Origin of the sequence: Microbacterium sp. P03, from assembly GCF_043556235.1 — a bacterium.
GTDB lineage: Bacteria > Actinomycetota > Actinomycetes > Actinomycetales > Microbacteriaceae > Microbacterium.
On record NZ_JBIGIM010000002.1, the window covers coordinates 102,111 to 116,912 of the forward strand.

Here is a 14,802-nt window from a genome sequence, read left to right on the forward strand (position 1 = left end):
ATATCGAGACATTTCCGGCGCCCCGAGCGCCTTCCCCGACCAGTCGCCCCAGCGGAGGATTGCACTGTGGATCTGTACGAGTACCAGGCACGAGACCTTTTCGAGAAGTACGAGGTGCCGGTTCTCGCCGGCATCGTCGCAGACACTCCGGAGGAGGTCCGCGCAGCAGCCGAGAAGATCGGCGGTGTCGTCGTCGTCAAGGCGCAGGTCAAGGCCGGAGGCCGCGGCAAGGCCGGTGGCGTGAAGGTCGCCAAGTCCGCCGACGAGGCGTTCGAGCTCTCGAAGGCGATCTTCGGCCTCGACATCAAGGGCCATATCGTCAAGCGCGTCATGGTGGCGCAGGGCGCCCGCATCGACAAGGAGTTCTACTTCTCGGTGCTGCTGGACCGCGCGAACCGTTCCTACCTGAGCCTCTGCAGCGTCGAGGGCGGCATGGAGATCGAGGAGCTCGCGGTCGAGCGCCCCGAGGCCCTCGCGCGCATCCAGGTCGACCCCCTCACCGGCATCGATCAGGCCAAGGCCCTCGAGATCGCGAAGGCCGGCGGCTTCGACGACGAACTCGCACCGAAGGTCGCCGACGTCTTCGTCAAGCTCTACGACGTCTACACGGGCGAGGATGCCACGCTCGTCGAGGTGAACCCGCTCGTGCTCACGGAGGACGGCGACGTCATCGCCCTCGACGGCAAGGTCTCGCTCGACGAGAACGCCGACTTCCGACACCCGGATCACGAAGAGCTCGAAGACAAGGACGCCGCCGACCCGCTCGAGGCCAAGGCGAAGGCGAACGACCTGAACTACGTCAAGCTCGACGGCCAGGTCGGCGTCATCGGAAACGGCGCGGGTCTGGTGATGTCGACCCTCGACGTGGTCGCCTACGCCGGTGAGCGACACGGCGGGGTCAAGCCCGCGAACTTCCTCGACATCGGCGGCGGGGCGTCGGCGGCGGTCATGGCCGCGGGCCTGGACGTCATCCTCGGCGACGAGCAGGTCAAGAGCGTCTTCGTCAACGTGTTCGGCGGCATCACCGCGTGCGACGCCGTCGCGAACGGCATCGTGGGCGCCCTGCAGACGCTCGGCGACACGGCTTCCAAGCCGCTCGTCGTGCGACTCGACGGCAACAAGGTGGAAGAGGGCCGCGCCATCCTGCGCGAAGCCAACCACCCGCTCGTCACCCTGGCCGAGACCATGGACGAGGGCGCCGACAAGGCCGCCGAGCTCGCGAACGCCTGATCAGGCTCGAGAAAAGGATTCTGAAGCAATGTCGATCTTCCTCAACAAGGACTCCAAGGTCATCGTCCAGGGCATCACCGGCGGCGAAGGCACCAAGCACACGGCCCTCATGCTCAAAGCCGGCACCCAGGTCGTCGGTGGCGTGAACGCCCGCAAGGCCGGCACCACCGTCTCGCACACCGCCGCCGACGGCTCCACGGTCGAACTGCCCGTCTTCGCATCGGTCGCGGAGGCCATCGAGAAGACCGGAGCGGACGTGTCGATCGCGTTCGTGCCGCCCGCCTTCACGAAAGACGCGATGGTCGAGGCCATCGACGCCGAGATTCCGCTGCTCGTCGTGATCACCGAGGGCGTTCCCGTCGGCGACACCGCGGAGGCGTGGGCCTACACGCAGTCCAAGGGCAACAAGACCCGCATCATCGGCCCGAACTGCCCCGGCATCATCACGCCGGGTGAGTCGCTCGTCGGCATCACCCCGGCGAACATCACCGGCAAGGGTCCGATCGGACTCGTGTCGAAGTCGGGCACCCTGACCTACCAGATGATGTACGAGCTGCGCGAGATCGGCTTCTCGAGCGCGATCGGCATCGGCGGCGACCCCGTCATCGGCACGACGCACATCGACGCGCTCGCCGCGTTCGAGGCCGACCCCGAGACGAAGGCGATCGTCATGATCGGCGAGATCGGCGGCGACGCCGAAGAGCGCGCGGCCGACTACATCAAGGCTCACGTCACCAAGCCGGTCGTCGGCTACGTCGCGGGCTTCACGGCCCCCGAGGGCAAGACCATGGGTCACGCCGGTGCGATCGTCTCCGGCTCGGCAGGTACTGCGCAGGCCAAGAAGGAGGCCCTGGAGGCCGCCGGCGTCAAGGTCGGCAAGACCCCCAGCGAGACCGCCGAGCTCATGCGCGAGATCATTTCGGCTCTGTAGCCGGACGCTTTTCGAGAGGGGCGGATGCTGCGGCATCCGCCCCTCTCTGCGTTTCCCCGCCCGGACGCGCGCCGGACCCGTCATCTGCGTGCCGCTGACCGCAGGCATAGGGTGAAGTCATGCCGCTCACCGGAGAATACAAGCCCAGCACCAACGCGTGGGCCCGTACCCAGGCCGAGAAGTTCGAGGCTTCGGGGGGCACGGAGGAGAACACGCTCCGCGGCGTCCCGATCATCGTGCTGACGACGGTCGGCGCGAAGTCCGGCGGGCTCCGCAAGACGGCCCTCATGCGCGTCGAGCACGATGGCCGCTACCTCGCCGTGGCTTCCAAGGGCGGGACGCCCGAGCCGCCCGCCTGGTACTGGAACATCGTCGCCGAGCCGCACGTCGAGCTGCAGGACGGTGCGCTCACGCGCGACTACACGGCGCGCGAGCTCCAGGGCGACGAGCGCGCCGAGTGGTGGCAGCGCGCGACGGCGGTCTGGCCCGACTACGACGAGTACCAGAAGAAGACCGACCGGCAGATCGCGATCTTCCTCCTCGATCCGTTCGACGAGTGACACCCTGATCCCAGGCTGAGCGGATGCTGCGCCGGGCGTGGCCGCCGGGGAAGGCGTCCTCCCGGTAGGTAGGGTCGATGAGGCATGAATCGCCTCCTCATCACCCTCCTCACCGCTTTCGACGCCGCCATCGCGGCCGCCGCAGGCATCGCGGTCGTGCTCGCGCCGCTCACACTGCTCTGGGTCTTCGGACTCGGCGGTCAGGCGGACTGGGCGGCGCTCTGGCCGGTGGCGGCGACGATCTGGCAGTTCGGTCACCTCGTCCCGCTGGCGATCACCCTGCCGGATGACTACCTGGCCGCCACCGGGATCACCGCGGACGCGGCATCCTTCACCCTGTCGTTGGCACCCCTGGCCTTCGCGGCCTTCACGGTCATCTTCGCCGCGCGTTCCGGTGCGCGTTCCTCCCGGGCCGATGGCTGGGTGACCGGGGTGCTCGTGGGCACCGGCTCGTTCGCCGCGCTGGCGGCGCTGATCGCCTGGACCTCCTCGACGGCCGTCGCGACGGTCGAGACGTGGCAGGCGGTGCTCTTCCCGACGCTGCTGTTCGCCATCCCCGCCCTGGCAGGCGCGATCGTCACGGAGTGGCGGGAGGCGGGGGCCGGTGTGATCGCCCGTGCTCGCGACCGCATCGAGCGACAGCTCCACGGCTGGGGCGAGGTACCGGGGCTCGCCGTGCGCGGTGCCGCCGTCGTGATCGCCGGGCTGACGGCCGTCGGAGCGCTCGGGGTCGCCGTGGCGCTCGTGGGGGGAGGCGCGCAGATCATCGCCCTCTTCGAGGCGGGGCACGTGGATGTGATCGGCGCGACGGTGACGACGCTCGCGCAGCTCGCCTACCTCCCCACACTGATCGTGTGGGCCCTCTCCTACGTCATCGGGCCCGGGTTCGCGATCGGTCCCGGCACGGTCGTATCGCCCGCCGGCACGCAGGTCGGCGTGCTCCCCGGCATCCCCGTGCTCGGTGCACTTCCCGGGTCCATCTCGCCGTGGATGCTGCTGCTTGCTCTGTTTCCGGTCGCGCTCGGCGCCTTCGCCGGATGGGTCGTCCGCTCCCGTCTGCTGCAGGTCCCTGCCATCGAGCCCGGCTCGACGGCGCGTCCCGGCGCATCGGTGCCGTGGGCCACGGCCGCGCTCGACGGGCTCCTCGCCCCGACCGCCGTCGAGCCGGCCGCCGCATCCCCGCAGGCCGCGCACGAGGAGAAGGACTCCGTCGACGAGCCCATCGGCGCCCGACTCACGATCGCGGTCGGCATCGCCGTCATCGTCGCGGGGGCCGTGGCGCTGCTGGCGTGGTTCGCGTCCGGCTCGATCGGTCCCGGCACGCTGTCGGCGGTCGGCCCGAGCGTGGGTCCGGTCGCTCTCGCGGTGGGGCTGGAGGTACTCCTGGGCGCCTCGATCCTGCTGCTCTCGCCGCGCCCCCGCCGTCGGCGCGACCGTCGGCGCGACCAGGGCCTGACGGAGAGCTCGTGGGATGACGCGATCGCGCGTTCGTCGACGGATGCCTCGGTCATCACGTACGCGGAGCGATGGACGTCCACTCCCTACGACGCGGACCACGCGCCGGCGGAGAAGGACGCGGCTGCCGAGGTCGACCCGGGGGTGCGGGCGACCGACCGGACGACGAAGAAGAGCCGCACGAACGCTCCGAAGAAGGGACGCACCGCCCGGAAGGACCCCGGCGGTGCGAGGAAGGGTGCTGACCGTGCCGCGGACGCCGCGGCTGAGGCCGCGCCCGAGTCCGTGCCCGTGCCCGTCCCCGAAGAACCGCCTCCGCCCCTCGTCCCCCGCGAATCCCAGCCCGGTGACGCCCCGGCCCCCCGTCGTCCCGCGCCGCTGCCCCCGGTAGACTGACCGCGTGCTCACGGTCGCGGTCCTCATCTCCGGAGCCGGCTCCAATCTGAGGGCCCTCCTCGAGGCGGCCGCCGAGGCCGACTTCCCCGCCCGGGTGATCGTCGTCGGAGCCGATCGCGAGGCCGACGGCTTCGCGCACGCCGAGGCATACGGCATCCCCACCTTTCTCGTCCCGTGGCGCGAGTTCGAGTCGCGCGACGAATGGGGCGCCGAGGTGGGAGCGCAGCTCGAGGTCTGGAAGCCCGACCTCGTCGTGCTGAGCGGCCTCATGCGACTGCTGCCGTCGGGACTGGTCGATGCGTGGGCCCCTCGCATCATCAACACCCACCCCGCATACCTGCCGGAGTTCCCCGGTGCGCACGGAGTGCGCGACGCGCTCGCCGCCGACGCGACCCGCACCGGGGCGAGCGTGATCATCGTCGACAACGGCATCGACAGCGGCCCGATCCTCGCCCAGGAACGAGTGCCCGTGCTCGCCGGCGACGACGAGCACAGCCTGCATGAGCGCATCAAGCCGGTCGAGCGTCGGCTGCTGATCGACGTCGTGCGCCGCATCGCCACCGGCGAGCTCGACCTCGCGGCGCAGACCGCCCCCACCACGTCCTAGAGCCCCTTCCCGCCCCGATCCGTCAGGAGCCCCCATGGCCGGTCCCCGCCACGATCCGTCCCTCTACCGCGACCGCGACGTCGTGCCGATCCGCCGCGCGCTCGTCTCGGTGAGCGACAAGACCGACCTGCTGCGCCTCGCCGAGGCGCTCGCCGCGGCCGACGTCGAGATCGTGTCGACCGGTTCGACGGCTGCCACCATTCGCGACGCCGGTCACGCGGTCACCGACGTGTCGGCTGTCACGGGCTTCCCCGAATCCCTCGACGGGCGAGTCAAGACGCTCCACCCCGGCGTGCACGCGGGGCTGCTGGCAGACCTCCGCCTCGAAGACCACGAGCGGCAGCTGCAGGAGCTCGGCATCGAGCCCTTCGAGCTCGTGGTGGTGAACCTCTACCCGTTCGTCGAGACGGTCGCCTCCGGTGCCGAAGGCGACGACGTCGTCGAGCAGATCGACATCGGCGGGCCCGCGATGGTGCGAGCATCCGCCAAGAACTTCGCCAACGTCGCGATCGTCGTCTCTCCCGAGTCCTACCCTTCGGTGATCGAGGCGGTGGCAGCGGGCGGCACGACGCTCAAACAGCGCCGCGAGCTGGCGGCGCGCGCGTTCGCGCATACGGCGGTCTACGACCGGGCGGTCGCGACCTGGTTCGCGGAGGGGACCCTGGCGGCGGGGAACGACCTGCCCGAGCACCTGACGATCCGCGCCGAGCGGCTCGAGACCCTGCGCTACGGCGAGAACTCGCACCAGCGCGCGGCGATCTACACCCGCACCGGAGGGCATGGCATCGCGCAGGCTACGCAGCTGCAGGGCAAGGAGATGTCCTACAACAACTACGTCGACGCCGACGCCGCCTTGCGGGCGGCGTTCGACATGGTGAAGCCCGCGGTGGCGATCATCAAGCACGCGAACCCCTGCGGCATCGCTGTGGCGGCGCCGAACGCCCGCGACGAGATCGCCAGCGCCCACTTGCGTGCCCACGAGTGCGACCCGGTGTCGGCCTTCGGGGGAGTGATCGCGGCGAACCGCACGGTGACGCTCAAGATGGCCGAGAACCTGCGTGACATCTTCACCGAGGTGATCGTCGCGCCCGGCTTCGAGCCCGAAGCACTAGAAGTGTTCGCTCTGAAGAAGAATCTGCGTGTCCTGCTCCTGCCCGCCGACTGGCAGCAGGAGACGATGGACGTGCGCCTCGTCTCGGGTGGGCTGCTGCTGCAGGACGCCGACCGCTTCCCCGACGACATCGAATCGGTCGCGAAAGACTGGCAGCTCGTCTCGGGCGAGCGCCCCGCCGAGGCCGACATGGCCAACCTCATCTTCGCGTGGAAGGCGTGCCGCGCCGTGAAGTCGAACGCGATCGTCCTGGCCACCGGATCGGCCACGGTCGGAATCGGCATGGGTCAGGTCAACCGCGTCGACTCCTGCCGCCTGGCAGTCGAACGCGCCGGAAATCGCGCGGCCGGATCGATCGCGGCATCCGACGCCTTCTTCCCGTTCGCCGACGGGCCGCAGGTGCTTCTCGACGCCGGGGTGTCGGCCATCGTGCAGCCCGGCGGCTCGGTGCGCGACGACGAGGTCATCGCCGCGGCGCGTGCCTCCGGAGTGACGATGTTCTTCACCGGCGAGCGGCACTTCTTCCACTGAGGCCGCCCACGGCGGACCGGCAGCTCACGCGGTGGGGCGGCCGTATTCCTCGAGCCATCGCAGCCAGACCTCGCTGACGGTCGGGTAGGACGGCACCGCGTGCCAGAGGCGCTCGAGGGGGACCTCGCCGACGATCGCGATCGTCGCGGAGTGCAGCAGCTCGGCGACATCCGGTCCGACGAAGGTCGCGCCGATGAGCACGCCGCGATCCTCGTCGACGATCGCGCGCGCCTGCCCCACGTAGTGATCGGCCACGCTGCTCGACCCGGCCACCCACGAGAGGTCGTAGTCCAGGACGCGGATGCGGCGCCCCGCCGCTCGCGCGGTCTTCTCGGTGACACCGACCGAAGCGACCTCGGGATCGGTGAAGGTCACCTGGGGGACCGCGTCGTGGTCGGCTGTGGCCACGTGGACGCCCCACGGCGCGTCGTCGACCTCGGCGCCGTTGGCGCGTGCGGCGATGACGTCTCCGGCCGCGCGCGCCTGGTACTTGCCCTGATGGGTGAGGAGCGCACGGTGGTTGGCGTCGCCCACCGCGTACAGCCAGTCCGTGCCCTTCACGAGCATCGTGTCGTCGACGTCGAACCACTCGCCCGGAGTGAGCCCGACGCTGTCGAGCCCGAGGTCGCCCGTGACGGGCGTGCGGCCGATCGCGACGAGCACCTCCTCGGCCTCGACCGTCGTTCCGTCCGACAGCTGCAGCGACGCGGTCCCGCCGTCGCGCCGCGCGGAGGTCACCTCGACCCCGTCCCGGATGTCGACGCCGAGTTTCTCGAGCGAGGCCGTCACGAGTTCACCCGCGAACGGCTCCATGTTCTGCAGCAGCCCGGAGCGCAGCAGCAGAGTGACTTTCGTGCCGAATCCCGCATAGGCCGTCGCCATCTCGGCGGCGACGACTCCGCCGCCGATGATCGCGAGCGAGCCGGGGATGCTCTCGGCCGAGGTGGCCTCCCGACTCGTCCACGGAGCGATGTCGCGCAGGCCGGGGATGTCGGGCAGGAGGGCCGCCGAGCCGGTGCAGGCCGCGACGGCGTGGCGCGCGACGAGGTCGGTGGTCGAGCCGTCGCCGGCGGTGACGCGAACGGTGTTGCGACCGGTGATGCGCGCGTGACCGCGGACGAGGTCGATGCCCGCACCCTCGAGCCACTTCACCTGCGAGTCGTCGTTCCAGTCGTGGGTGGTCTTGTCGCGGCGGCGCAGCACGCCGGCGATGTCGACCTCGCCGGTGACGGCCTGGGCCGCTCCGTCCACGTCGCGGGCGGCGCGCAGGACGGCACCTGCCCGCAGCAGGGCCTTCGACGGCATGCACGCCCAATACGAGCACTCCCCGCCCACCAGTTCGGCTTCGACGATGACGGTCTTCATCCCGCCCTGGACCGCCCGATCCGCCACGTTCTCGCCGACGGCGCCGGCCCCGATCACGATGACGTCGTACGTGGTTTCGCTCATGTGCCCACGCTAGCGTCGCCGTGCCCGCACCGCTCGGGCTTGCGCCCAGGTCTTCACCGTGGCATCCGTGACGCCTCCTCCCTCGGTGCCGGCACCTGCGCGGCCGCACTCAGGCGACCCTCGGAGATCAGGCTGATCCCCCGCGAAGCGGCCCGACTCCGGCTGATCGCCGGATTCGGGACGGAGTCGAGCCCGTGGGGCGGGAGTCGGCCCGGCGACGCCGGCATCCTGGTGTCCGATTCCCGCCAGCCGGTGTCCTCGGTCCGTGTCAGGCTGGGGGCATGACCATCGCCGCCGCTCGCCCGTCGATGACGTTCGATGAGCGCTATCGCGCGATCGACTCGCGCGACACGCGCTTCGACGGGCAGTTCGTCACCGCGGTGCGGACGACCGGCATCTACTGCCGCCCGAGCTGTCCGGCGCGCACCCCGAAGCCCGCCAACGTGAGCTTCTTCGCCACGAGTGCGGCCGCCCACGAGGCGGGCTACCGCGCGTGCAAGCGGTGTCTGCCCGAGGCCGCGCCGGGGTCGCCCGAGTGGAACCTGCGCAGCGACGCCGCCGGCCGCGCGATGCGACTCATCGCCGACGGGGTGGTCGAGCGCGAAGGGGTGCCCGGGCTCGCCGCCCGCCTGGGCTACTCGACGCGACACCTCACTCGACTGCTCACCACGGAGGTCGGGGCCGGTCCTCTCGCGCTCAGTCGCGCCCATCGCGCACACACGGCCCGCATGCTGCTCGTCGGCACCGACCTGCCGGCGGCCGATGTCGCGTTCTCAGCCGGGTTCCGGAGCATCCGACAGTTCAACGACACGGTCCGCGAGGTCTTCGGCATGACCCCGCTCGAACTGCGCGCCCGTCGACGCGGTGAGAATCCGGCTCCGGGACGGATCGACCTCGTCCTGCCCCACAGAGGGCCGCTGGACGACGTCGGTCTGTTCGGCTGGATGGCCGCGCACGCGGTCGGGGGTGTGGAGGCGGGGACGGCCTCGACCTTCGCGAGAACCCTTCGGCTCCCCGGCGGTCCCGCCTGGTTGGAGCTGCGCGTCGACGACGGCGGCCGAGTCCGACTGAGGGCGGAGCTCTCCCGACTCTCGGACCTGTCGCTGATCGTCGCCCGGGCGCGGAGGCTCTTCGACCTGGACGCCGACCCGGTGGCGGTCGATGAGGCGCTGGCGCAGCATCCGGAACTCGCCCCCCTGGTCGCACGCGTTCCCGGCGTCCGCGTGCCGGGCGCCGTCGACGCCCACGAGATGCTGATCCGCGCGATGGTCGGCCAGCAGATCTCGGTCGCCGCCGCTCGTACGGCGATGACCCGACTCGCGGAGGCGCTGGGGGAGCGCATGGACACCCCGGGGGGTGACATGCTCCTCTTCCCCACGGTCGCGGCCATCGCCGAACGCGGGCACGAGGTGCTGCGCGGCCCCGCGGCCCGTGTGCGGTCGGTGATCGCCGCGGCGGCGGCGCTCGCCTCGGGCGACCTCGACCTCACCCCGGGAGACGACCCGCACGAGCAGCGTGCGGCCCTGATCGCGATGCCGGGCATCGGTCCGTGGACCGCCGACTACGTGCGCATGCGCGTGCTCGGCGACCCCGACGTGCTGCTGCCGGGTGACGTGGCGGCGCGGGCGGGTGCGGCCGCCGCCGGGGTTCCCGCCGATGCCGTCGGCCTGACGGCCTGGGCGACGCGCGCCGCCCCGTGGCGCAGCTATCTCATGGCGCACCTCTGGTACGCCGCCCCCGTGACCGCCTCGTGGCGCACGCCACCGACACCGGAAGATTCACCATGACCCTCCTCACCTCGCCGACCCGCACCGGCCTCGCCCGGGCCGCTACCCTCCAGACGATCGCGACGCCCGATGGTCCCTTCACGATCGTCGCCGACGGACGCGGTCGCGTGATCGCCTCGGGGTGGACGGCCGACCGCGAGGCCGCGCTCGCGCGTATTCCGCGCGCCATCGCCCCCGACGTGGTGCAGGAGGGGGAGACGGATGCTGCGGCCGCCGTCGGCGCTTATTACGAGGGAGACCTCGCCGCGATCGACGCCGTCGAGGTCGCCCAGGCGGGCACCGCGATGCAGCTGCAGGGGTGGGCGGCGCTCCGGGCGATCGCGCCCGGCCGGCCGTTGTCGTACGCGGAGTTCGCCGCCGCCCTCGGACATCCGCGCGCCGTCCGGGCCGCGGCATCCATCTGCGCCCGCAACGCCCCTGCGCTCTTCGTGCCGTGCCATCGTGTCCTGCGCGGCGACGGCAGTCTGGGCGGCTTCGCGTGGGGAGTCGACGTGAAACGCGGGCTCCTCGCGCGCGAGTCGACGGTCGCCGCGGTCTGATCGGACGGGTTTCGCTCCCCGCTTGCACGAATCGTCGACCTGGGCATAGCCTGGAAAGCTGTCAGCCGCACACGCGGATGCCCCGCCCAGAGGAGGATGCCATGAACCCGAACGTGATCACGTCGGTCGCCGCCATCCTTCCGAGCCGCACGCTCCGCCTCTCCTGAGGTCCGGCGGCCACGCGCCGCCCCGCGTTCGTCTCCGTCGGCGTCATCCGTCGCTGTTGCGCCTTCCGGCGTCCACTTCCCTCTCCTCGCACCACTCACGCCGACATCCCACAAGGATCATGACTTCCACCGCCGAGAACCCCCGGTCCGATCTCTCCACCTTCCGCGCGCTGGCGCGGCTCTACCCGTTCGCCCGACCCGTGGTGGGTCGGCTCTCGCTCGGACTCGTCAGCGCGCTGCTGGCGAGCCTCGCGGCGCTGGCCATCCCTCTGGTGCTCGAGCAGATCGTCGCCGGTCCCATCGCCACGGGCGACCCCGGCCAGATCACGTGGGGCGCCGTCGCGATTCTCGTGCTCGGGCTCATCGAAGCCGCGCTCGTGTGGGCGCGGCGCTGGTTCGTGCTGTCACCCGCGACGAAGGTCGAGTACGACCTGCGCACCAGCTTCTACGCGCGCCTGCAGCGCCTGCCCGTCTCCTTCCACGACCGGTGGCAGTCGGGTCAGCTCCTCAGTCGCATGATGCAGGACATCAGCATGCTGCGACGCTGGCTGGCGTTCGGGCTGGTGCTGCTCATTGTCAACCTGCTCACGATCCTCATCGGTATGGCGCTGCTGTTCAGCTGGCACTGGGCGCTGGGCCTCACGTTCCTGATCTGCTGCGCGCCGCTGTGGTACTCGGGCTACCGGTTCGAGAAGACGTACGGCGCCCTGACCCGGCAGAGTCAGGATCAGGCCGGCGACCTCGCGACCTCGGTCGAGGAGAGCGTGCACGGCATCCGCGTCCTGAAGGCGTTCGGGCGGGGCGCCCACGCGCTGCGCAAGTTCACCCGCCAGGCTGAGACGCTCCGTGAGACCGAGATCGACAAGGCGCGGTCGGTCGGCTGGATCTGGTTCTGGCTGGTGCTGCTCCCCGGCGTCGCGTTCGCGCTGTGCCTGGGCGTCGGCATCGTGCTCGTGCAGCTCGGGCAGCTCGGCATCCCCGCCCTCGTGGCCTTCTTCGCGATGGCCACCGTGCTGAGGTGGCCGATGGAGTCGATCGGATTCCTCTTCTCGTTCCTCCTCGATGCACGCACCGCGACCGACCGCCTGTTCGAGGTGTTCGACGAGGAGAACACGATCGTCGATCCGGAGAACCCGGTGACGATCGCCTACCCCCGTGGCGCTCTCGTGTTCGAGGACGTGCACTTCCGATATCCGGATGCTGCGGCATCCGAACGCGATCTGGTCGACGGGGTCGACCTCGTGCTGCGTCCGGGCGAGACGATGGCGCTCGTCGGGCTGACCGGCTGCGGCAAGACCACGCTCACGACTCTGCCGACGCGCCTCTACGACGTGACGGCCGGGAGGGTGACCCTCGACGGCGTCGACATCCGCGACCTCACGCTCGACGAACTGCGCACCCACATCGGCATGGCCTTCGAAGACGCCACCCTGTTCTCGCAGACCGTGCGCGAGAACGTGCTCCTCGGAAGAGAGGAGCTGGAGGCGGGCAGCGCCGAGGCCGACGAGGTGCTGCGCGAAGCCCTCGCCGTGGCCCAGGCCGCGTTCGTCTACGACCTGCCGGACGGCGTCGAGACGGTCATCGGAGAAGAGGGGATGAGTCTTTCCGGCGGCCAGCGCCAGCGGCTCGCGCTCGCACGGGCGGTCGCCGCGCGCCCCGCCGTGCTCGTGCTCGACGACCCGCTGTCTGCGCTCGACGTCGACACCGAGGCGCTCGTGGAGGATGCGCTGCGCGAGGTCATGGCGTCGACCACGGCGCTCATCGTCGCGCATCGGCCGTCGACCGTGACCCTCGCCGACCGCGTGGCGCTCATGGAGGCCGGACGCGTCACGGCGGTCGGCACCCACGCCGAGCTCCTCGCCACGAGCGACCACTACCGCTACGTCATCTCGAGCCTCGAGGGCGAGCAAGCCCGCATGCGGGAGAGGGAGGTGAACCTGTGAGCGCCCCCACCGTCTCAGGCACCAGCGGCGAAGACCGCTCCGACTACACGCGCGCCGAGAGCCGTTCGATCCGTCAGCGTTCGCTGCGGCTGCTGGGCTCGCTGCTCCTGCCGCTGCGCGCGCGGCTCGTGCTGGCCGCGGCGGTCCTGATCGTCTCGACGGCGCTGCAGGTTCTCGGCCCGCTGCTGATCGCCTACGGCATCAACTCGGCCCTGCCCGCGGTGATCGATCAGGCGAACTGGATGCCGACGATCGGCGTCGTGGCCGTGTATCTGGTCTCCGCGATCGGCGGTGCAGCCCTCATCGGCTGGTACGCCGTCGTCACCGCGCGCCTCACCCAGGCGGTCATGCTCGAGCTTCGCCGCCGCATCTTCCTGCACACGCAGCGCCTGAGCCTGGAGTTCCACGAGTCTTACACCTCGGGGCGCATCATCTCCCGCCAGACGAGCGACCTCGACACCATCCGCGAACTGCTGGACGGCGGCCTCAACGAGCTGGTGTCGGGTCTGCTGTACGGCGCGTTCACGCTGATCGCGCTGTTCATCCTCGACTGGCGCTCCGGCCTCGTGCTGCTGGTCGCCGGCATTCCGCTCTACGCGCTGATGCACTGGTTCTACGCGCGGTCTCAGCTGGTGTACCGCGAATCACGCGTGGTCAGCGCCAAGGTGATCGTGAAGTTCGTCGAGACGATGACCGGGATCCGGGCCGTGAAGGCGTTCCGCAAGGAGAAGCGCGACGACGAGGAGTTCGGCGAGCTGTCGGCCCAGTACCGCGAAGTCAACATGCGATCGATCCGGCTGTTCGGCACGTTCGAGCCCGGCTTGATGGTGATCGCCGCGTTCTCGGTCGCCGCCGTCCTGCTGTGGGGCGGGCTGCGGGTCGCCGACGGTGCCCTGCTGATCGGAACCCTGCTGTCGGCCGTGCTGTACGTGCGCAACTTCTTCTCGCCTCTCCAGGAGGTGGCGATGTTCCTCAACTCCTACCAATCGGCGACGGCGGCGCTCGAGAAGGTCTCGGGCGTGCTCGAGGAGAAGCCCACCGTGCCCGACCCGACCGAGCCGATCGACCTCTGGACCTCGCGCGGGCACATCCGGTTCGACGACGTCGAGTTCAGCTACGTCGATGACCGCACCATCCTGCCGGACTTCACGCTCGACATCCCGGCGGGGCAGACGATCGCCCTCGTGGGGACGACGGGCGCGGGGAAGTCCACGCTCGCGAAGCTGATCGCGCGGTTCTACGACCCCACCCGAGGGGTCATCACCCTCGACGACATCGACCTCCGTCGGCTGCACCCGAAGGACCTTCGTCGCGCCATCGTGATGGTGACGCAGGAGGCCTACCTGTTCTCGGGCACGGTCGCCGACAACATCGCGCTCGGCAGACCCGACGCGACGTTCGAGCAGATCCAGGCGGCCGCTCGCGCGGTCGGCGCCGACACGTTCATCAGGGCGCTCCCGGACGGATACGACACCGACGTCAACAAGCGGGGCGGGCGCGTCTCGGCGGGACAGCGACAGCTGATCTCGTTCGCACGGGCGTTCCTCGCCGACCCGGCGGTGCTCATCCTCGACGAGGCCACGGCGTCGCTCGACATGCCGTCGGAGCGTCAGATCCAGGACGCACTGCAGACCCTGCTCGCCGACCGGACGGCGATCATCATCGCGCACCGTCTCTCGACGGTCGCGATCGCCGACCGGGTGCTCGTCATGGAGCATGGTCGCATCATCGAGGACGACACCCCCGAGACGCTCATCGCCGGCACGGGCAAGTTCGCCCAGCTGCACGCCGCGTGGCGGGAGTCGCTCGTCTGAGACGCGGGCACGGATGCCTCGACCCTCGCTCCGGCGGAGGTCGAGGCATCCGTCGTCCTCGCGGCGTGCGGGTCCTCGGCGCGGCGCGCGGCCTGACGGCGTCCCCGACTTCTGCAGGAGTTCGGGACGCCCCGGCAGACGTGGCCGTGCGCGGCGTGTCGCAGAATCGCGCAGTCGCGCGGGACGCCGGCCGGAGTCGGGGCTGCCCCGGCCCGGGCTCGCTCGGTCGTGCTCGTCCCGGTCTGGGCTCGCCCCACAGGCGGAGCCTGGCCCTCCTCCGGG

At 70.7% G+C, this 14,802-nt stretch carries 11 protein-coding genes; 10 read left to right on the top strand and 1 reads right to left on the bottom strand.

From position 1 onward, the window contains the following. The first annotated feature begins 66 nt into the window (after nt 1–66). The 6 genes from sucC to purH all read left to right on the top strand — a co-directional run bounded on the left by sucC (nt 67) and on the right by purH (nt 6,821). On the top strand, nt 67–1,230 hold the full coding sequence (gene sucC / locus ACFXOO_RS07745) for an ADP-forming succinate--CoA ligase subunit beta (RefSeq protein WP_378841312.1): 1,164 nt from the start codon (nt 67–69) through the stop codon (nt 1,228–1,230). Nucleotides 1,231–1,258: 28 nt separating this feature from the next. Further along, entirely contained in the window at nt 1,259–2,161 is a 903-nt protein-coding gene (sucD, locus tag ACFXOO_RS07750) for a succinate--CoA ligase subunit alpha (RefSeq protein WP_378841310.1), read from the top strand. A gap of 119 nt (nt 2,162–2,280) precedes the next feature. Beyond that, entirely contained in the window at nt 2,281–2,721 is a 441-nt protein-coding gene (locus ACFXOO_RS07755) for a nitroreductase family deazaflavin-dependent oxidoreductase (RefSeq protein ID WP_378841308.1), read from the top strand. Between the two features lie 84 nt (nt 2,722–2,805). Next, complete coding sequence (locus ACFXOO_RS07760; protein ID WP_378853474.1) at nt 2,806–4,572, top strand: DUF6350 family protein; 1,767 nt, start codon at nt 2,806–2,808, stop codon at nt 4,570–4,572. A gap of 4 nt (nt 4,573–4,576) precedes the next feature. After that, a complete protein-coding gene (purN, locus tag ACFXOO_RS07765; protein WP_378841304.1) occupies nt 4,577–5,179 on the top strand; it encodes a phosphoribosylglycinamide formyltransferase in 603 nt (200 codons plus the stop codon). Nucleotides 5,180–5,213: 34 nt separating this feature from the next. Continuing rightward, entirely contained in the window at nt 5,214–6,821 is a 1,608-nt protein-coding gene (purH, locus tag ACFXOO_RS07770; RefSeq protein ID WP_378841302.1) for a bifunctional phosphoribosylaminoimidazolecarboxamide formyltransferase/IMP cyclohydrolase, read from the top strand. Between the two features lie 24 nt (nt 6,822–6,845). Here the strand turns inward: purH and ACFXOO_RS07775 are convergent, their stop codons facing one another. Beyond that, nucleotides 6,846–8,270: a dihydrolipoyl dehydrogenase family protein gene (locus ACFXOO_RS07775; protein ID WP_378841300.1), complete on the bottom strand. Its 1,425-nt coding sequence runs from the start codon at nt 8,268–8,270 to the stop codon at nt 6,846–6,848. 281 nt (nt 8,271–8,551) lie between these two features. Between ACFXOO_RS07775 and ACFXOO_RS07780 the strand changes: the two genes are divergently transcribed. From ACFXOO_RS07780 to ACFXOO_RS07795, 4 genes are all read left to right on the top strand, one after another. After that, nucleotides 8,552–10,057, top strand: a complete 1,506-nt coding sequence (locus ACFXOO_RS07780) for an AlkA N-terminal domain-containing protein (RefSeq protein ID WP_378853478.1) — start codon at nt 8,552–8,554, stop codon at nt 10,055–10,057. Continuing rightward, nucleotides 10,054–10,596, top strand: a complete 543-nt coding sequence (locus ACFXOO_RS07785; RefSeq protein WP_378841296.1) for a methylated-DNA--[protein]-cysteine S-methyltransferase — start codon at nt 10,054–10,056, stop codon at nt 10,594–10,596. Before ACFXOO_RS07780 ends, ACFXOO_RS07785 begins: the two co-directional genes overlap by 4 nt. 286 nt (nt 10,597–10,882) lie before the next feature. Next, on the top strand, nt 10,883–12,706 hold the full coding sequence (locus tag ACFXOO_RS07790) for an ABC transporter ATP-binding protein (RefSeq protein ID WP_394563268.1): 1,824 nt from the start codon (nt 10,883–10,885) through the stop codon (nt 12,704–12,706). Then, nucleotides 12,703–14,520, top strand: coding sequence for an ABC transporter ATP-binding protein (locus ACFXOO_RS07795; RefSeq protein WP_378841291.1), 1,818 nt, complete (start codon nt 12,703–12,705; stop codon nt 14,518–14,520). Before ACFXOO_RS07790 ends, ACFXOO_RS07795 begins: the two co-directional genes overlap by 4 nt. Nucleotides 14,521–14,802 lie beyond the last annotated feature (282 nt).